This window comes from Streptomyces canus, assembly GCF_041435015.1.
Lineage (GTDB): Bacteria > Actinomycetota > Actinomycetes > Streptomycetales > Streptomycetaceae > Streptomyces > Streptomyces canus_G.
This window is the reverse complement of the sequence record NZ_CP107989.1, coordinates 2,884,381-2,902,798: the sequence shown is the minus strand read 5'-3', so window position 1 is coordinate 2,902,798 and position 18,418 is coordinate 2,884,381. Positions and strand designations below refer to the sequence as shown.

Annotated in this window: 12 protein-coding genes; 9 read left to right on the top strand and 3 right to left on the bottom strand. The window is 66.5% G+C overall.

What is annotated here, in order from left to right; translation table 11 throughout:
* Nucleotides 1–14: 14 nt before the first annotated feature.
* Both OG841_RS12885 and OG841_RS12880 read left to right on the top strand, forming a co-directional pair.
* A complete protein-coding gene (locus OG841_RS12885; protein ID WP_037710883.1) occupies nt 15–413 on the top strand; it encodes an OB-fold nucleic acid binding domain-containing protein in 399 nt (132 codons plus the stop codon).
* Between the two features lie 3 nt (nt 414–416).
* The gene (locus OG841_RS12880) at nt 417–1,181 is read left to right on the top strand and encodes a DUF3159 domain-containing protein (RefSeq protein ID WP_266558488.1); all 765 of its coding nucleotides are present in this window, start codon (nt 417–419) and stop codon (nt 1,179–1,181) included.
* Between the two features lie 79 nt (nt 1,182–1,260).
* On the opposite strand, the gene OG841_RS12875 is transcribed toward OG841_RS12880, so the two are convergent.
* A complete protein-coding gene (locus OG841_RS12875; protein WP_057611264.1) occupies nt 1,261–1,938 on the bottom strand; it encodes a potassium channel family protein in 678 nt (225 codons plus the stop codon).
* Nucleotides 1,938–2,609: a potassium channel family protein gene (locus OG841_RS12870; RefSeq protein ID WP_057611263.1), complete on the bottom strand. Its 672-nt coding sequence runs from the start codon at nt 2,607–2,609 to the stop codon at nt 1,938–1,940. Before OG841_RS12870 ends, OG841_RS12875 begins: the two co-directional genes overlap by 1 nt.
* A 381-nt stretch (nt 2,610–2,990) precedes the next feature.
* Between OG841_RS12870 and OG841_RS12865 the strand changes: the two genes are divergently transcribed.
* The 7 genes from OG841_RS12865 to OG841_RS12835 all read left to right on the top strand — a co-directional run bounded on the left by OG841_RS12865 (nt 2,991) and on the right by OG841_RS12835 (nt 18,020).
* Nucleotides 2,991–5,039, top strand: a complete 2,049-nt coding sequence (locus OG841_RS12865; protein WP_328641346.1) for an APC family permease — start codon at nt 2,991–2,993, stop codon at nt 5,037–5,039.
* Nucleotides 5,040–5,153: 114 nt separating this feature from the next.
* Nucleotides 5,154–6,482, top strand: a complete 1,329-nt coding sequence (locus tag OG841_RS12860; RefSeq protein WP_371565293.1) for a class I SAM-dependent RNA methyltransferase — start codon at nt 5,154–5,156, stop codon at nt 6,480–6,482.
* A gap of 474 nt (nt 6,483–6,956) precedes the next feature.
* A complete protein-coding gene (locus OG841_RS12855) occupies nt 6,957–13,268 on the top strand; it encodes an AAA family ATPase (protein WP_371565292.1) in 6,312 nt (2,103 codons plus the stop codon).
* Nucleotides 13,252–13,947, top strand: a complete 696-nt coding sequence (locus OG841_RS12850) for a hypothetical protein (RefSeq protein ID WP_371565291.1) — start codon at nt 13,252–13,254, stop codon at nt 13,945–13,947. Before OG841_RS12855 ends, OG841_RS12850 begins: the two co-directional genes overlap by 17 nt.
* Before the next feature lie 509 nt (nt 13,948–14,456).
* Nucleotides 14,457–15,347 carry a DUF5655 domain-containing protein gene (locus tag OG841_RS12845; RefSeq protein ID WP_371565289.1) on the top strand — a complete coding sequence of 297 codons (891 nt, stop codon included), beginning with the start codon at nt 14,457–14,459 and terminating at the stop codon, nt 15,345–15,347.
* Between the two features lie 1,362 nt (nt 15,348–16,709).
* Nucleotides 16,710–16,841, top strand: a complete 132-nt coding sequence (locus OG841_RS12840) for a hypothetical protein (RefSeq protein ID WP_371565288.1) — start codon at nt 16,710–16,712, stop codon at nt 16,839–16,841.
* A gap of 408 nt (nt 16,842–17,249) precedes the next feature.
* Nucleotides 17,250–18,020 carry a hypothetical protein gene (locus OG841_RS12835; RefSeq protein WP_371565286.1) on the top strand — a complete coding sequence of 257 codons (771 nt, stop codon included), beginning with the start codon at nt 17,250–17,252 and terminating at the stop codon, nt 18,018–18,020.
* A 245-nt stretch (nt 18,021–18,265) separates the two neighbouring features.
* On the opposite strand, the gene OG841_RS12830 is transcribed toward OG841_RS12835, so the two are convergent.
* Nucleotides 18,266–18,403 (bottom strand): hypothetical protein, encoded by a 138-nt coding sequence (locus OG841_RS12830; RefSeq protein WP_371565284.1) that lies wholly within the window; start codon nt 18,401–18,403, stop codon nt 18,266–18,268.
* Nucleotides 18,404–18,418: the final 15 nt, after the last annotated feature.

The following is an 18,418-nucleotide window of genomic DNA, read 5'->3' as shown; positions in this document are numbered from 1 at the left end:
GTAGGCTTTTGGATATGAGTGCTGTTCCGCGTTCCGAGAAGCCGGTGGGCCGGTTCCGGCGCATGCTCGACCGGCTCTCCTCGTCGCAGGAGGACCTGGAGTCCGAGGAGCTGCGGGAGGACACCGAGACCGCCGGCTGCACCCGTATAGGCGACTGTCACGACCGCCAGATCGTGACCGTTACTGGTACCTTGCGCACGGTCACCCTGCGGCCGCGCGCGGGCGTCCCGGCCTTGGAGGCCGAGCTGTTCGACGGGTCCGCCGCCCTGGACGTGGTGTGGCTCGGCAGGCGCTCCATCGTCGGGATAGAGCCGGGGCGCAAGCTGATCGCCTCCGGGCGGATCTCGATGAGCCGGGGCCGCCGGGTGCTGTTCAATCCGAAATACGAACTCCGACCCGTGGGACGGGAGTAGCCGGTGACGTCTCTCGACAAGCCGACCGAAGACACTCAGACCGATGACGCGCGGGCGGTGACCGAGGCGGCCCTGTTCGAGGCGTTCGGCGGCGTCCGGGGCATGGTCGAGACGGTTCTGCCGGGCCTGCTCTTCGTCACGATCTTCACGATCAACAAGGATCTGCACCTGTCGGCGATCGCCGCGCTCGCGGTGTCGCTGCTGCTGGTCGTGGTCCGCCTGGTGATGCGGGACACCGTCAAGCACGCCTTCAGCGGCGTCTTCGGTGTCGCCTTCGGTGTCGTCTTCGCGATGATGACGGGCAACGCCAAGAACTTTTATCTGCCGGGCATGCTGTACACGCTGGGCCTCGGCCTGGCGTACGTCATCACGACGCTCGCGGGTGTGCCGCTGATGGGGCTCATCCTCGGCCCGGTCTTCAAGGAGAACCTCTCCTGGCGGACCCGAAACCCTGGCCGCAAGAAGGCGTACTCCAAGGCCAGTTACGCCTGGGGCGGGATCCTGCTCGCCAAGTGCGCGATCCTCTTCCCGTTGTACTGGTGGGCCGACACCGCGCAGCTCGGCTGGGTCCTGGTCGCCCTCAAGATCCCGCCCTTCCTGCTGGCCGTATGGCTGACCTGGGTCTTCCTGGCGAAGGCGCCGGCTCCGATCGACGTGTTCGCGGAGATGGAGGCGGAGGAGAAGGCCGAGGAGGAGCGCAAGGCGGCGCAGGCCGCGGAGCGTGGGGACACGGAGGCCGCGGCCGGGCGGCACCGGCGCGAGGCGTAGTTCCCGCTCCTTCCGATACGACGACGGAGGGCGCCCTGCACACGCAGGGCGCCCTCCGTCGTCGTACGGCTCGAAGACCTCAGCCCGTCGCGTCCTCGCGGCGCACCGACAGCAGGTCCTCCAGTTGCTCCTCGCGGGCCTGGGCGGCGACGAAGAGGAGCTCGTCGCCGGCCTCCAGGGAATCCTCCCGCGACGGGGTGAGGACGCGGGTGCCGCGGATGATGGTGACCAGGGAGGTGTCCTCGGGCCACTCCACGTCGCCGACCGTCGTGCCGGCCAGGGCCGACTCCTCCGGCAGGGTCAGCTCGACCAGGTTCGCGTCGCCGTGGCTGAAGCGGAGCAGGCGGACCAGGTCGCCGACGCTCACCGCCTCCTCGACCAGGGCGGACATCAGGCGAGGGGTGGAGACGGCGACGTCCACGCCCCAGGACTCGTTGAACAGCCACTCGTTCTTCGGGTTGTTCACCCGGGCGACGACCCGCGGGACGCCGTACTCCGTCTTCGCCAGCAGGGAGACGACCAGGTTGACCTTGTCGTCGCCCGTCGCGGCGATCACCACGTTGCAGCGCTGGAGCGCGGCCTCGTCCAGGGACGTGATCTCGCAGGCGTCGGCGAGCAGCCACTCCGCCTGCGGGACGCGCTCGACCGAGATGGCGGTCGGCGCCTTGTCGATGAGAAGGACCTCGTGGCCGTTCTCCAGCAGTTCACCCGCGATCGAGCGGCCGACCGCACCGGCACCGGCAATGGCGACCCTCATCAGTGACCGCTCTCCTCTTCGGGGCCCTCGGCGAAGGACGCCTCGACCTTCTCGATGTCGTCCGTGCGCATCATCACGTGCACCAGGTCGCCCTCCTGCAGCACCGTCTGCGAGGTGGGCAGGATCGCCTCGCCGAGGCGGGTCAGGAACGCCACCCGGACGCCCGTCTCCTCCTGCATCTTGCTGATCTTGTGACCGACCCAGGCGGTCGAGGCGTGCACCTCGGCCAGCTGGACCCCACCGGTGGGATCCCGCCACAGCGGCTCCGCGCCGGACGGCAGCAGCCGGCGCAGCATCTGGTCCGCGGTCCAGCGGACCGTGGCCACCGTCGGGATGCCCAGGCGCTGGTAGACCTCGGCGCGCCGGGGGTCGTAGATCCGGGCCGCGACGTTCTCGATGCCGAACATCTCGCGGGCCACGCGCGCGGCGATGATGTTGGAGTTGTCGCCGCTGGAGACCGCGGCGAAGGCGCCTGCCTCCTCGATGCCCGCCTCGCGCAGGGTGTCCTGATCGAAACCGACCCCGGTGACACGGCGACCGCCGAAACCGGAGCCCAGTCGTCGGAAGGCGGTGGGGTCCTGGTCGATCACGGCGACCGTGTGCCCCTGTTGCTCCAGGGTCTGGGCGAGAGCGGAACCCACTCTCCCGCAGCCCATGATGACGATGTGCACGACCGTCCTTCCGGTGTCAATAAGTACTGCTCAGCCACATCAGGGTCTCAGACCGACGCCCAAGCTACACACGGGCGGTAGGACGACGGCACCCCCGTGCACGGTTGCCCTGACTTCGTGTCGGTCAACGGCGGCTGATGCTGCGGACGCTTGCGAGCGTCAGGATGCCGAGGCCGACGAGGGTGGCCGCGGCGCCGATCAGCTCTGCGGTCGTGTGCATGGAACCTCCCGGGACAGTAAGGGGCAGGGTCTTGTCATATAGGCATGCCGCTTCGCTCACCTGCGGAATCCGTAGCCGGAGCGTGACCGGATTTCACCCGGAGAGCAGATGCGGGGTGCCGGGTGGTTGCTCGCCCGTTCGAACGCTTACGCTTCTCTGTTGTGTCCAAACTGACCGACGTGCCCAAACGGATCCTGATCGGGCGCGCACTGCGCAGTGATCGGCTGGGCGAAACGCTCCTGCCGAAGCGCATCGCCCTCCCCGTCTTCGCCTCCGACCCGCTGTCCTCCGTGGCGTACGCGCCCGGCGAGGTGCTGCTGGTCCTGTCCATCGCGGGCGTGTCGGCCTACCACTTCAGCCCCTGGATCGCGCTCGCGGTCGTCGTGCTGATGTTCACGGTGGTCGCCTCCTACCGGCAGAACGTGCACGCCTACCCGAGCGGTGGCGGCGACTACGAGGTGGCCAACACCAACCTCGGCCCCAGGGCGGGGCTCACGGTCGCCAGCGCGCTGCTCGTCGACTACGTCCTCACCGTCGCCGTCTCCATCGCCTCCGGCATCGAGAACCTCGGCTCCGCGATCCCCTTCGTGGTCGAGCACAAGGTCCCCTGCGCGATCGCCGTGATCATCCTGCTGACCCTGATGAACCTGCGGGGCATGAAGGAGTCCGGCTCGCTGTTCGCGATTCCGACGTACGTCTTCGTCACGGGCGTCTTCATCATGATCGCGTGGGGCGCGTTCCGCGGTCTGGTTCTGGGCGACACCATGCGGGCACCGACGGCGGACTACCACATCAAGGCCGAGCACCAGGGCCTGGCCGGATTCGCCCTTGTCTTCCTGTTGCTGCGCGCCTTCTCCTCCGGCTGCGCCGCGCTCACCGGCGTCGAAGCCATCTCCAACGGCGTACCGGCCTTCCGCAAGCCCAAGTCGAAGAACGCGGCGACCACGCTCGCGATGATGGGCCTGCTCGCCGTCACCATGTTCTGCGGGATCATCGCGCTGGCCATGTCCACCAAGGTCCGCATGGCCGAGAACCCGGCCGTCGACCTGATCCACAACGGTGTGCCCCTCGGCCCCGGCTACGTCCAGAACCCGGTGATCTCCCAGGTCGCCGAGGCCGTCTTCGGCAAGGGCAGCTTCCTGTTCGTCGTGCTGGCCGCGGCCACCGCGCTCGTGCTGTTCCTCGCCGCGAACACCGCCTACAACGGCTTCCCGCTGCTCGGCTCGATCCTCGCGCAGGACCGCTACCTCCCGCGCCAGCTGCACACCCGTGGCGACCGCCTCGCCTTCTCCAACGGCATCGTGCTGCTGGCCGGTGCGGCCGGACTCCTGGTGTGGATCTACGGCGCCGACTCGACCCGTCTGATCCAGCTCTACATCGTCGGCGTGTTCGTGTCCTTCACGCTCAGCCAGACCGGCATGGTCCGGCACTGGAACCGCCACCTGGCCACCGAGAAGGACGCCGCGAAGCGCAGCCACATGGTCCGCTCCCGCGCGATCAACGCCTTCGGCGCCTTCTTCACCGGGCTCGTCCTGGTCGTCGTCCTGGTCACCAAGTTCACCCACGGCGCCTGGGTGGCGCTGCTCGGGATGTGCATCTTCTACGCGACGATGACGGCGATCCGGAAGCACTACGACCGCGTCTCCGAGGAACTCGCGGCACCCGAGGGCCCGAGCGACGACAGCCTGCGGCCGTCCCGCGTCCACTCCGTCGTCCTGATCTCCAAGATCCACCGCCCGGCGCTGCGGGCGCTGGCGTACGCCAAGCTGATGCGCTCGGACTCGTTGGAGGCGCTGAGCGTCAACGTCGACCCGGCCGAGACCAAGGCACTGCGCGCCGAGTGGGAACGGCGCGGGATCGACGTACCGCTGAAGGTCCTGGACTCGCCGTACCGCGAGATCACGCGGCCGATCATCGACTACGTGAAGGGGCTGCGGAAGGAGTCGCCGCGTGACGCGGTGTCCGTGATCATCCCCGAGTACGTGGTCGGCCACTGGTACGAGCATCTGCTGCACAACCAGAGCGCGCTGCGGCTCAAGGGGCGGCTGCTGTTCACGCCGGGGGTCATGGTGACCTCGGTGCCCTATCAGCTCCAGTCCTCGGAGGCGGCGAAGAACCGCGCTCGCAGGCGGCAGGAGTGGAACGCGCCCGGCGCGGTGCGGCGCGGTCCGGCCGAGCAGCGGGCGAAGGAGACGCCGGCGCCGAAGTAGACTGGATGGCTGTCGTCTCGGCCGCTTTCCCTTTGTGTCCGGCCGATTCGTGTCCGGTCCTTTCGTGGCCGGCCGCGTTCCCCTTTCCCCTTGACGTTGTGGAGTCACCCCGCCATGCAGGCAGAACCGAAGAAATCGCTGGTGGGGCTGGAGTTCGAAGTCGAGGTCGGCCCCGTCGCGCACGGCGGGCACTGCATCGCCCGCACGGAGGACGGCCAGGTGCTGTTCGTCCGGCACACGCTGCCCGGTGAGCGGGTCGTGGCCCGGGTGACGGAGGGCGAGGAGGGGGCGCGCTTCCTGCGCGCGGACGCGGTGTCGGTTCTGGAGCCGTCCAAGGACCGCATCGAGGCGCCCTGCCCCTACGCCGGTCCCGGCCGCTGCGGCGGCTGCGACTGGCAGCACGCCAAGCCCGGCGCCCAGCGGCGTCTCAAGGGCGAGGTCGTCGCCGAGCAGCTGAAGCGGCTCGCGGGCCTCACCCCCGAGGAGGCCGGCTGGGACGGCACGGTGATGCCGGCCGAGGGCGACAAGCTGCCCGCGGGCGAGGTGCCTGCCTGGCGCACCCGCGTGCAGTACGCGGTGGATGCCGACGGCAACGCCGGTCTGCGCCGCCACCGTTCGCACGAGGTGGAGCCGATCGAGCACTGCATGATCGCCGCGCCGGGCGTGAGCGAGCTGGGCATCGAGGACCGCGACTGGTCCGGGATGGCGTCCGTGGAGGCGATCGCGGCGACCGGCTCCCAGGACCGCATGGTCATCCTGGAGCCCCGGCCGGGCGCCCGCCTGCCCCTCGTGGAACTCGACAAGCCCGTCTCCGTCATGCGTGTCGAGGAGAAGGACGGCGGCATCCACCGCGTCCACGGCCGCGCCTTCGTGCGTGAGCGGGCCGACGGGCGCACCCACCGGGTGGGCAGCGGCGGCTTCTGGCAGGTCCACCCGCAGGCGGCCGACACGCTGGTGAAGGCGGTCATGCAGGGCCTGCTGCCGCGCAAGGGCGAGATGGCGCTCGACCTGTACTGCGGTGTGGGGCTGTTCGCGGGGGCGTTGGCCGATCGCCTCGGCGACAAGGGCGCGGTCCTCGGCATCGAGTCGGGCAAGCGCGCGGTCGAGGACGCCCGGCACAACCTCGCCGACTTCGACCGGGTGCGGATCGAGCAGGGCAAGGTGGAGGCAGTGCTGCCGCGCACCGGGATCACGGAGGTCGACCTCATCGTGCTGGACCCGCCGCGGGCGGGGGCCGGCCGTAAGACCGTCGAGCACCTGTCGTCCCTGGGCGCGCGGCGCATCGCGTACGTCGCCTGCGACCCGGCCGCGCTGGCGCGGGACTTGGGGTACTTCCGGGACGGGGGGTACCGGGTGCGGATGCTGCGGGTGTTCGACCTGTTTCCGATGACGCATCATGTGGAGTGCGTTGCCATCCTTGAACCGGTCGCAAAGGGCGCCTGACCTGCGGTTTCGTGTGTGCGCATTATGTGCGGTGTGGGCGTTACGGGCGATATCTTGACGCTGAAATGACGCTCGTGACGCTCATTTGACGCTCGTTCTGATGGGGTGTCAGGTGGCCTGCTGAGCAGGTCGGACCCTGCCAAGTGGCGAGTGCCGATGGGGTGCCGAGGGTGGGCGACGCTGAGTGAAAGGCGGTTGCTTTCTGCTGATCGGATGTGATCAATCACGCCTCGTTGACTTGTGCAGATGGCTTCTTGTCTGATCCATGCTCATCCGCGTCAGCGGAGTTGAAGGCCCAGAAGAGTCCCAGGGAACTCCCACTGCCGATGCCCGCTGTTTCTGCTTTATCCAGGGCGAGAGGCTGCGGGGCGCGCATCGGTGGTCCAACAGTTGGCAATCTGCCCGTAATCTCGGGGATATTCTGTGCCCCTCGCGTCGGTCGTCTCGACCGGTGCAGTGTTAAGGGGGAGCAGGGTGGGTGCGCCGGAGTCGAATGCCGGAGACGATTTCCACTTCTGGTGGGCGGCGAGCCGGGCGCTGAAACTGGTCGAGCCGGGCACCGTTCTCCGGCGTGTCACACTCGAAGGTCTTGCCCACGTCGATGATCCAGACGACGAGTACGAGACGGTGGACGTTGCCGAGTACCTGGGGGGCGACGATGCCGCTTCGGCAGACGCTCTTGTCCTGTCGCAGCTGAAGTACAGCTCGCGCCACCCGGACACCGAATGGACAACGGCAAGGCTCTGTAAGAAGAGCGTGCGGTACCGCGCCAACGGCACTACGACGCCAGCACGATCCGTCATCGCGGATCTGGCGGCTGCCTATCGACGGCTTGTGGACGAACATGGGGTTGATGTCGCGTCCAAGGCCCGTATCGCGTTGGTCAGCAACCAGTCGGCCGCGCCCGAGCTGGTCTCCTCTGTAGCAGCTGCGACGGCGTGGGTTGCAGACCAAGGGCAGGCGGTCCAGACCCGGGCTCTTCTCGCTGCGCTCCCTGCCGAGCAGGCTGCGACTGTCCGGTCTCTGTCTGAGGCGGTATGCGCCCGGCTGAGCAGTCAGCAGTTCTGCGCGTTCATGGGCGCCCTTGATCTGTCACAGACGGGCGCCATGGACAGGGCTGCACTGGCCCGCGCGGTTCAGTCCGGAGCGGCTGAGCTGACACCGGGCAAGGGCCACGACTCGGCCCTGAAGCTGTTCCACCTCGTCCGTGCGCAGGCACTGCCAGACAGCAACCGCAAGGGAGTGGCGGCAAGTGACGTCCTTGCGGAACTAGGGGCTCCCGAACTGCTGGATCTGTACCCGGCACCTGCTCGGTTCACGGAAGTTGCCGATCCACTCCCCGCGCCCGGTGCCCGTTCCATCGCAGACGCCGTCATGAGGCATCCGGGACGACTCGTGGTGGCTCACGGAGATGCCGGGGCTGGGAAGACCACGGCGATCCGCCAGATGAACGACCACCTGCCGGTGGGATCCCAGGTCGTCCACTTCGACTGCTACGGCGGCGGAGACTATTTGAGTGCAGGTGAAGAGCGGCACACGCCGGAGCGATTCGTCACCCAAGTGGTCAACGAACTGGCGCAGTTGTGCGGAACTCCGCTGCTCATTCCGGTCTCGCAGCGGCAGGAGGACCTTTGGCGGCGGTTCCGCCGCACGCTCGACGGAGCCGTCGCTGGCCTCCCGCGGAACGCCGTGGTGGTCTTGGCCGTCGACGCTGCTGACAACGCCGCGACAGCGGCTCGAGAATGCGGAAATCGCTCCTTTCTGCCGGAGCTGGTCCGCCTGGCACTGCCCCAGCGAGTCGCCGTGGTGCTCACCGCCCGCAGCCACCGGGTCGGTTCGCTGGGGGCTACGACGGCGGCCGAGGAGGTTCCGCTCGCAGCGTTCGACGCTCCCACGTCTGCGGCGCACTTGCGTCGGCACCGGCCGGACGCCTCCGAGGAGGACGCCCACGCTTTCCACGACAGGACTCAAGGGAATCCCAGAGCCCAGTTCTACGTCCTTCAGCAAGCCGCCGAGCATGCCTGGGAGATGTCCACGCTACTGGCGAAATCGGAGCGGACCCCCAAGGCGGTATTCGAGGATCTCATCGACTCGGCTCTGCATGTGGGCGGAGCGGACGCCGGTGGTCTACGGTGGCTCGCGTTGATGCTGGCGCTTTCCCGCCCGGTGCCGCTTCGGACACTTGCCACCGCTCTCGACGTCGACCTGCCGGCCGTCAGGAACTTCGCAGCGGGGCTCACTCCCGGAGTCCAGGTCGTCGACGACTCGATCCAGTTCCGGGACGAAGACTTCGAAACGCATGTCAGGGACTGCGTGGATCCCTCCGAAGTGATCGCGGCACACAGCCGACTGGCGGATCTGTGTCTCGCCGCGCGGGCGACCGACGCGGACGCTGCAACGCACCTGGCCGACCATCTGGCAGCGTCGGGCCGCCTGGAGGAGCTGCTGCAACTGGTCCTGGAAGAAGCCACTCCTGTCGGCATTACGGACGGTTTCCGCCGAGAGGAGGTCCAGGGCCGGCGCCTGGACCTGGCTGTGCGAGCCGCAGCACAAACGGCCGACGCGGCAGCCGCCGTACGACTGGCCGTTCGGGGCTGCGACACGGCGTCCCGTTTCGACACGCTGTCGCGCCTGACCGAGTCACATCTGGAGCTGGTCGCCCGCTATACGGACCCGGACCTCCTGCGAGCCCACGTACTGCGCACACCGAGCGGGTCTTGGCTCGCCCCGGTGTTCCTCCAGACGGCTGCGGTGCTGTCCCGTACTCCGGAACGGCACGACGTGGCCCGGGCTGACCTGGAGAGCGCCGGGGGCTGGCTGCGTCGCTGGATGGCTCAGCGGAACGGGGAGGGCAAGCACTGGGATGTCACGCCGGACGACGTTGCCGCGGCAGCGGAGGCGTGCTATCGATTTGACGGGGTCAGGGCCGCGCTGAGAGAACTGCGGCGATGGCGCCCCGGTAATCTCGTGCTGGAGGCCGCTGTGGCACTGGCAGATCGCCTCGCGGATGATGTCGATCCTGCCGTCGTACGACGGTTGTTGAAGAGGTACCGGGTTCCGGCGGAGGCGCAGGCACGCGTCTTTGCCGCTGTCGTATCGCCTTCCGATGAGCCGGACGCGGAGTGGGTCGACGAAGTACTTGCTGCGTTGCTGTTGGACCTGCCTGCCGAGCCTCTGCCAGTGCAGTCACGAGTGCTCGACGAGGCGCTGCGGCACGGCGACCGTCAGCTGACTGCCGACCTGGCCAAACGCTGGTCCACGGCGCTGCCCAGCGGTATTTCGAACTATGCGGGATCCACGGAGCCAGGCACTGTGCTTCTGCGCTGCCATGCCGCAGACGCAGTGCTCAGCGGCAACGACATGGACGTCGCCGCGCTCGTTCCCGCCACACTGCAGTCACGCACCGACGAAACGGGTCGCACCACTGACCCCCGGGCGCGCGAACGCGATGAATGGCTCCAACTCGTGAAGGCCATCGCCGCAGCCGCCGTGCTGGCTGCACGCGCTTCCTTGGGGCAAGCGGACGCCGAAGAGGTCCTCACGTTTTGTGATCGAGGAATCGCCGCACGTATGGAGCGCGCCACGCACCGGTGGTTCACGTACGACAGGTCCTATCCGGCCTGGGCAAGCCTAGTGGCCTCCGCCGCCCTGGACACCCAAGTGGCACAGCAGGCCGTCGATCGTCTGGCCGGGGCCGCCGAGGCCATCCGTCGTGACGGTGCGCCTGAACTCTGGATGGAACTGGCGGCCCTACTCCTGCCCCACTCGCATCTCAAGGGCATGGCAGCCGACCTGTGCACGAGGGCGGCCGACTACGTCAACAGCAACGACTATCCAGCACAGGAACGCCTTGACCTCCTTGCTCGTTTGGCGGAGCTGGGAGCGAAGGTGGATGTGGATCTGGGAGGACATCTCTTCGACCAGGCTGTGGAAGCAGCGACCGGAGTTAACGACGACGCGGCCCGTCTCCTGGAGGTCCACGTAGACCTTGCCCACCGCGCCAACAACTCCGGTCTTGATCCGGCTCATACCGCCGCGCGTCTCGTTCGAGCCGCGGAACTGATGGCCCCGCACGTGAGTGACGCCGCCGAGATTCCCTATGCGGAGATCGCCGGCGCGGCGGCTCGCCTGGACCCCTTCACTGGCCTTGCGGCTGCCAGCAGATGGGATGACCAGGACCGCATCGGGTTCTCGTCCACCTTGCCTGCCGCATTGACCGGTGCAGTTCACAACGGAGAGATCCCCTCGCAGCAGCTTCTCTTCCTGGACCACTTGATCGCCGACGACGGAGGTCGTTGGCTTCTGCAGCTCAACGTCGCCAAAAGGCTGGCGGCGAGCGGTGCTACGGAAAGGCAGGAGTGCCGCCGTGTCCTGTTGAGAGCGGCGGAATGGGTGCGGCGTCGTGTTCCCGCACGCGATCAGCCGGCAAGGGCGCGGCACCTTGTCGACGCTGCCGAGCAGATGGGGCACGGGAGTAGCATCCGGCAGGCGCTCGAAGCCGTGATTCGGCTCGGAGACGTACGGGAAGGTTCGGTCATTGGCCAGGCTTCCAGCAGAGACTGGGGCGGTAGTGAGCGTCACGCTCCCGAGGTTCAAGCCTTGCTGTCCGGGGCCACGTCTCGCAGCTGGGTGTCGATGGCAGAGGACGTACGGACACTGACCGACGCTCGTGTCTACGGCGAAGAACTGCGTGGATTCATTACGGCGGTTCTCCAATACACCCCCTACGGACAGCGCCTGGACGCTCTGACATCTGTCGCGTCGCTGCCGAACCTGGGCACGAACGACGCGCTAGCGGTCCTGTCCGACCACGTCCGCCGCTGGAGTTCTACACCAGCGGTGGCGACATGGGCGGCTGCAAGGCTTCCCGACCTGGTTAGTCGACTCTTCGCCGAGGTGTTCTGGGGGCATGACACTCAAAGCACGATCGAACAACTAAGGGTCTTCGGAGACGACTTGGCCATCCGGCACGCCGCTCTGGCCGCCCTGCCGGAGGCACGGCAGGGGCTGCGGGCCTACGGATGGCGGAGCGTCGCAGCCCTCCTTGGACATCTGTGCCCCACCGCCGATGCCGGCTCGGCCCTTCTGGGGCTCCTCGACGACCGTGTTCCGCCCGACACCGTAGCCGCCGAACGGAAGAGCGCGGCGACGGCCGTTTCCCTGCTGCTCTGGAGCACCTTCGGGCACCCTCAGCGGGAACTACGCTGGCGTGCGGCGCATTCCACTCGCGAACTACTGAGCGCCTCCTCCGCTGCTGACGCCGAGTCGCTTGTAGCGGACCTGATGCGACGCTTGGACGACAATGAGCCGGGAACCTTCCGGGATGCGAACCTGCAGTTCTACAGCTTCTCGGCGATCGCCGCACTTCTTGCGGCACTTGAGCGGGTGGCAGTGGAGCGTCCTAATATTCTTGCGGCGTACTTCCGTGAGTTCATGCGCGTCGCTACTGATCGAGTGTTCCCTCATGCACAAATCCGTGAACTGGCGCGTCGCATTGGCCTGGCGGTGGCGGCAGCAGCCAACGCCGATCCCACGCAGGTTGAGATGCTTTGCCTGGCCAACCAGCCCTCCAGTTGGCTCGTGGACTACGGACGCAGTTACGCGCGACGCGACAGAACCTCCCGCAACGGTCGCTACGACTTTGATTCCATGGACACCATCCCCTATTGGTACGGGCCGCTGGCCGAGGTCTTCGACGTCGAGGTGGACGTCATCGCCGAGACGGCCGAGGGATTCATCATCGACCGATGGGGTTTGAGCACGGACGATTGGTGGACCGATGTCCGAGAGCTGCGCGACGAGCGCTCCTACGAACGCACCGGTCACAGGCACGGAAGCATTCCTCGCCAGGAGAGTCTCCGGCTCTACATCGAGTATCACGCCATGATGGCCACAGCCGGGCACCTCGCTGACGAAGGCCGTCCGGTCCGTGCCGGAACCCTGGCACATGAACAAGATGACTCCTGGGAGGACTGGCTGCTACCACACCTCCCGGCCCCGACCGGCTGGCTCGCAGACCTCGGGACACCGGTCCCGGCCGATCCGGAGTTCCTTCTGCCCCGGGCGCGGTCCGCCACCTGGGATACTGCATCGCTCGCTGACTTCGATCGTGCCCTCGGGCTAACCATCGACGACGGGGTAGGCGGTGTATCGGACATGATCCGTGTGGCGGCGAGTGTACGACTCCAGGATTCCGGCACCCTCGAGACGGTGAGCGTGGCTTCGGCCCTTGTGGATCCTCGCCATTCCGCCGACCTGCAGCGCGCCCTCGCCTCGGCCTCCAGCCCGACAGACTGGAAGCTGCCCGACGAAGAAGAGGAAGAATTCGAAGTCGACGAAGGTGCCTTTCACCTCAGCGGATGGATCCTGCGTCCTTACGAGCCCGCGGAATTCCTCGACCGGCACGATGCATATGCCTACGAGCTGCGTCGTGAACCTCCCTTGCCAGGGAAGGCATTCAGGATTCAGAGCCGCACGTCAGTCGACGCCGCCCATCTCACGCTGACAGCGCACGACGGAGGCATCGTGGCGCAGGCTCAGCAATGGGCCGACCCTGACCCGGGACGTGACCCAGAATCTACGCTCGTCTCATCTGGCTACCGTGTCCACGTCAGGCGGGACACATTGTTGCGGTATCTCGCCGCCACAGGAAAAATCCTGATCACGGAGGTTCAGATTGCACGGCGCCGAACTGGACAACGACGAGACGGGTACCGGATCCCCGTCAGCCGCATCTATCTCCTCGACGCCGCCGGAGACCTCACCGCCAGTGGACTCCGTCGCTGAGCTGGGCGAACGCATCCTGGCCGAGTTCGGCGACGAGCACACCAACAACACTCTGGTCCGGTGGCTCGCACACCACACAGCTCGCCTCGTGACGGAAGCCGATCAGGCGCGTGAGCGGAACGCGCCGGACGCCGCAGCCCGCGCTGCTGAGGCACGGGACGCGATCCTGCGACTCTGGCAGGCCCGGTCCTCGTGGCCCTCCGGATGGCCGCCCCCATACGCGGCCAAGCTGGCTGCGACCCTCGACGCGCTACCTGAACCGGGAAACGACAGTTGGTCGCGGCCTACCGTGCCGGCGCGGCTGCACGAGATTCACCACAACGTCTTGGCCATCCTGGTCGACCTGGCGACCGCCGAAGGCCCGGAAGAGGAGGCAGAGTGGCTGAACAGATTCGGCCACGATCTCACCGAGCAGGAGTCGGCTGTCTTGCGGTATGCGGCCCACTCGCCAAGAAGAGCAGCAGCCCTCCAGCGGAGAGACGAGGTGGAGACCTCCGCGGACGCCGATGTCGATGTCGACGAACCCGGCACGGCCGCTGTTATCGAAATGCTTGCCGAACTTGCGGAGGCATATCGGAACACCATCACCGACCTCCTGGGGGCAGTTGTAAAGGCCGCCACCTCACCAGATGACGGCGATCAGGAAGAGACCGCTTCCCCGGGCGAGACGCCCGCGTAGGAGGGCCAGCCCTGGCCCTTGAGGGCGATCTCGGTGGCACGGATGCCTACGGTGCGTCCAAGCCGTAGGTGATGACGCGGGCGTTGGCGCGTTCGGTCACGGCCGTGAAATGGGGGGCGTTGAGGACGGTGAGCCCCTTGGTGGGGTAGGGCTTCGGCGATCCTTCCCTTAGCTGGGGCGACCTTGTCCTGCGTGCCGGACCTGGCGATGTGGGCGGTGTCGAAGTCGGGGCTACGGGCGCAAGAACTCAGAACAGGCGTTTAGAAGGCGCCTGGCGCATCTCGTCGGCAGGTGCTTTGACCTCCCCACTTTCTTCCTCACTGACACGCCGTCAGGGGTTTTGTGGGACGTATGTGGGACGAGGGCACCTCTGGGACGGATGGGATGCAGGGGTTCCCGACTGTGCCAGGTGGTCACCGTCTCACATCTCCTCACCTGTTCGGTGCGCACGCGCGGAAATAGATCTACCCCTCTCCTGCGTTCTCGATCTCTGAGCCGAGGAGGGGAAGGTGTCGGGCCTGAAGCTGTTCCACACGACGAATGGCGACGTGACGGAGGTCGCGCCGCGTCTTGCCGAGGTCGAGGCGGATGTGCAGGGCCTCGTCGAGGCACACATGGAGACGATGCTAGGGGTGCGGTTCCTGGCGAGCGAGTACGTCATCGACTGTGCTGACGGCGGCCGGATCGATTCGCTGGGGCTCGACGAGAACGGGGCGCCGGTGGTCGTGGAGTTCAAGCGCGGCACCGCGGCCGGCGTGATCAATCAGGGCCTGTATTACATGGCGTGGCTGATGGCGCACAAGGACGCCTTCCGGAACCTGGTCCGCGACCGGCTCGGGGTATCGGCCGCGTCCCAGGTGCTGTGGAGCGCACCCCGGCTGATCTGTGTCGCCGGCGACTTCACCCGCTACGACGCGCACGCCGTACGCGAGCACAGGCGCAGCATCGACCTGGTCCGCTACCGGTTCTTCGGCAAGGACCTGATTGGACTTGAGACCGTGGCTTCCGTCACAGGGCGGACGCCGGCCGCGCGGCGGGTTCGCCGGAGCGCGGCCGGGCTGCCGCCCGCCCGAGAGCAGGGCGGTGCGCTGGCGGAGTTGGCGGAGGCGGTTGATGAAGTGCTGCTCGGCCTCGGGGACGGCGTCAGCCGGGTGCAGCGCAAGCAGTACCGGGCGTATCAGCGCCTGCGGAACTTCGCCTGCGTTTGCCCGCCGCAGAAGACCAAGCTCCTCGTCTATCTCAAGGCCGACCCGAAGGAGGTCGACCTCATGCCTGGCTTCACTCGGGATGTGACGGGGCTGGGCCACCACGGCACGGGCGACCTGGAGGTGCAGTTGCGCTCCGAGCGGGACATGGAGCGGGCCGTGGACCTCTTCCGCGCCAGCTACGCGGCGGCGTAACCGTCCGGTGTGCTTGTGACGTGAGGGCGTATGGGGGCTGGGCTGCTTTGGACGTTGTGGTGGTCGTGCCTTCCGACGTACGGGCAGGTAATGGCGGTGGACCATCAATGATGCGCGGGATCGCCGGGTTGGCCAACCCGGCGATCCCGCGCTATGTTGCCCCGCTTCGTAGCAGGCTGCGTTCACCTGCCCGAGCCGTCATCAGCTCGCCGTAATCGTCAGCGGTGTTTCGGGTGCCGGGCGGTCTGCGATGCCCGCATCCGCCCTGAGCTATCGGGAGACGGAGGGGGCCGAAGGCGTCACCGACCGCGCCGACCGATGCGGGTCAGTCGACGGTGCGTCGGCTAGGTCGTACTCGTCGTGCGGGCCCCAGCCGATGTGCCCTGGCAGGGCCAAGCGCCCGGAGGCAGGCCCCGGCCGAATTCGTCGAGTGACTCCGGGACGGAGTGCTCATCGTGCGCCTACTCGTGGATGCCCGGCTCTCGCACTGACATCGGTCCGGTGCGAAGGCCAGTCCGGGCGCGACCACCTACGTTGGTTCAACTTGAGTTCACGCGGTTCGCGGCAGGGAAACCCACCTGCCCGGAGGCTATGGCTCGTGGTCTACTGCCGGTCATGCGGCTGCTGATGCTGGATCTCGACAACACATTAGTGGACCGCGACGCCGCCTTCCGGGCCGCGGCGACCGCTCTCCTGGCGGAGCATGCACTGCCTGAAACCGACATCGACTGGCTGATGACCCTCGACGCGAGCGGCTACACACCCAAACCCGCTGTCACCGAGGCCATGGTGGACCGCTATGGGACGGCGCTTCCTGAGGATGCGGCGTTGACCAATTCCATCTCATCCGCCCGCCGTATCACTGGCTCACCCGGCTCGCGCCAAGCGAGCCCCGTGTACCACTGCGGCATGACGACTCCCTCAGGACAGCAGCGGATTCGGGGCCGTTCCACCCCTGGGCGCCGATCCGGTCGAACCCTCGCCGCTCGATGCGCACCCATGTATTGCGGTTGGTCCGTGTCCCGACAGTCCGGCGCTTGCCCACCACTGTCTCCCGGTCGAGACGTACCTGCAGCGACCGCTCCACACGGTCCAGCACCCCCTCAAGGGGTTCCCCGCGTAGATCAACAGCACGAGGCACAGACAGCGTCATATGCGGGACCGTAGCAAGCACGAAGGGGAGCCGAATCCCGAGATGGGCAGCCGCCTCGGTCTGTGCGGCGGCGCCGGCCGTTGACGTCCGCCGTGCGGCCGGTCTGACTCCCCAGCCCACGCACTCATCACCCTCAGGCATAAGAAACAGGACACCGTTTGGGTCGGAGCCGCCTCGTCGAGCGGGCCTGAACCACCACAATGTGCGGCATGACCACCTCACCCCTGCGGGAAGCCGCACGTGTCATCGCCCTTGACGATGCCCAGCGGGTCCTCCTGCTGCGCTACCGCGAGGGCGGAGGCTACTTCTCTGCACCAGTCAAGCCACCAGCGCACCGCTGACCTTCGGATCGCGCTGACGTCAGATGTGCTCATAGTGCGCCTTCTCTTTTCATCCTTGACGGTGGAGCCCTCTGGCGCGTGCGCATCCGCGGCCTTGCCGACGGAGATCGGGCCCTTCGTCTGAAGAATCCTCGCCCCCGCAGAACCCGCCTGGGGCAGCCCGCAGGCTGTCAGAGGGTTTGTGAGGATTCATTTTCCGTTCGGTGGTCGCCTGAGAAGCCAGCTCGCTGGTGCTCGAAAATTTCGATCCGATGGTATGTGGAATTTTCGCCTGACCCCCTGCAGCATTTCGGACCTCGTCGCGGAGAGGGTCAGCTTACCGACATTGTCTGTCACCCGCATGGCGGCTTTTTGTCGCATAAGTCACCGTGTAGCGTGCAGATTTCCCACAACGTGTTAGGAGTCCGGGTGGTTGACATCAATGAGCTCGTTGACGCATGCATGGACGGAACGCCTAAAATGCGACCAGTCCTCCCGCTCGGACAAGCACTCTCCATCGGCTCTGTTGGCTTCCTCGAGGATCACGCTTTCCGCTATGTGGGAACCGTGGAGACGCTGCTCGGGAAGAGCGCAGGAAGCCCTCTCCCCAGCGAAGGTCTCATCAGCTTCAATGCAAGTTCAGAGGACGGTTTCAGCCACAGGATCTACGCATCCGGAGAAACTTCGGAAACCTTTGGCAGTATCGTCGGTGCGAACGGTGCGATCGAGCTATCATTTTCTACTGAATCCGCCTTCATGCTTTCGGCCAAGGATGTCGCAATCACCACCATGGGCGATCCAGCCGCATTGCTTGCAGAAATGCTCAAGCGATACAAGGCTGGGGCATGGGAAAAAAGATACTGTTTCGTCTATCAGGTTGGCACCGCAGCTGCCTACACCGCCACTCTCTCCCGTCAAAGCGGGGCGAAGTTGCTTCTTAGTGTTGACACGTCACTCGGGCAAGGGAATTTCTCGGTGGCAGATGTAGCGGCAGGTGCCCACCTTACACACCAGAGCGGCGCACTAGATCAAATCATCGGCGCTAAGAATATTCCAGCCTTCTATAACGCCTATCGCGTGAAAGATCGATTCTTCCGAAGAGACATCGTAAAGACTGCGAGTGCTCTCCCCACGGATGCTTCACCAGGTGCGATTTCCGAAGCACTCGAACTAACCGAAACTCCATTTGAGCTGGTGTGAAAGCGGCCAGCACTGCACCATGGAGGAGTTCGCGGGCGTCCAAGGATCGCGCGGCTTGCAAGGCGTCACGACAGTCAGGAGTCGGCCGCGACGTCGCAGACGCCCACGTTCGTAGGCCAATGCGACGCGGGAAACTCGGCAGCCAGCAGATCGGCTACCTCGTCTGACTGAACTGACTTCAACCTGCTGTCCTACACTCCTGCAACTAAGCCCAGCCGAGCACAGCAAGCCCTAACTGGGGGGCTCTAGCAACGCCTCGTCGTTGCTCGCGATCGGCCGTCCTCGGCCGGTAGCCCCACCCTGCTGCCGGTGGTGTACTCCCACCCTTCGAGTGTGGCGATCAGTTGTTCGAGCACATCCTGGGCGGCGTCGACGATCAGCATGTCTCTTCTTGAGGT

Coding starts and splice junctions, on each gene's coding strand:
- OG841_RS12885 (WP_037710883.1), top strand. CDS start 15: ATGAGTGCTGTTCCGCGTTCCGAGAAGCCGGTGGGCCGGTTCCGGCGC.
- OG841_RS12875 (WP_057611264.1), bottom strand. CDS start 1,938: ATGAGGGTCGCCATTGCCGGTGCCGGTGCGGTCGGCCGCTCGATCGCG.
- OG841_RS12860 (WP_371565293.1), top strand. CDS start 5,154: ATGCAGGCAGAACCGAAGAAATCGCTGGTGGGGCTGGAGTTCGAAGTC.
- OG841_RS12840 (WP_371565288.1), top strand. CDS start 16,710: ATGACCACCTCACCCCTGCGGGAAGCCGCACGTGTCATCGCCCTTGAC.
- OG841_RS12830 (WP_371565284.1), bottom strand. CDS start 18,403: ATGCTGATCGTCGACGCCGCCCAGGATGTGCTCGAACAACTGATCGCC.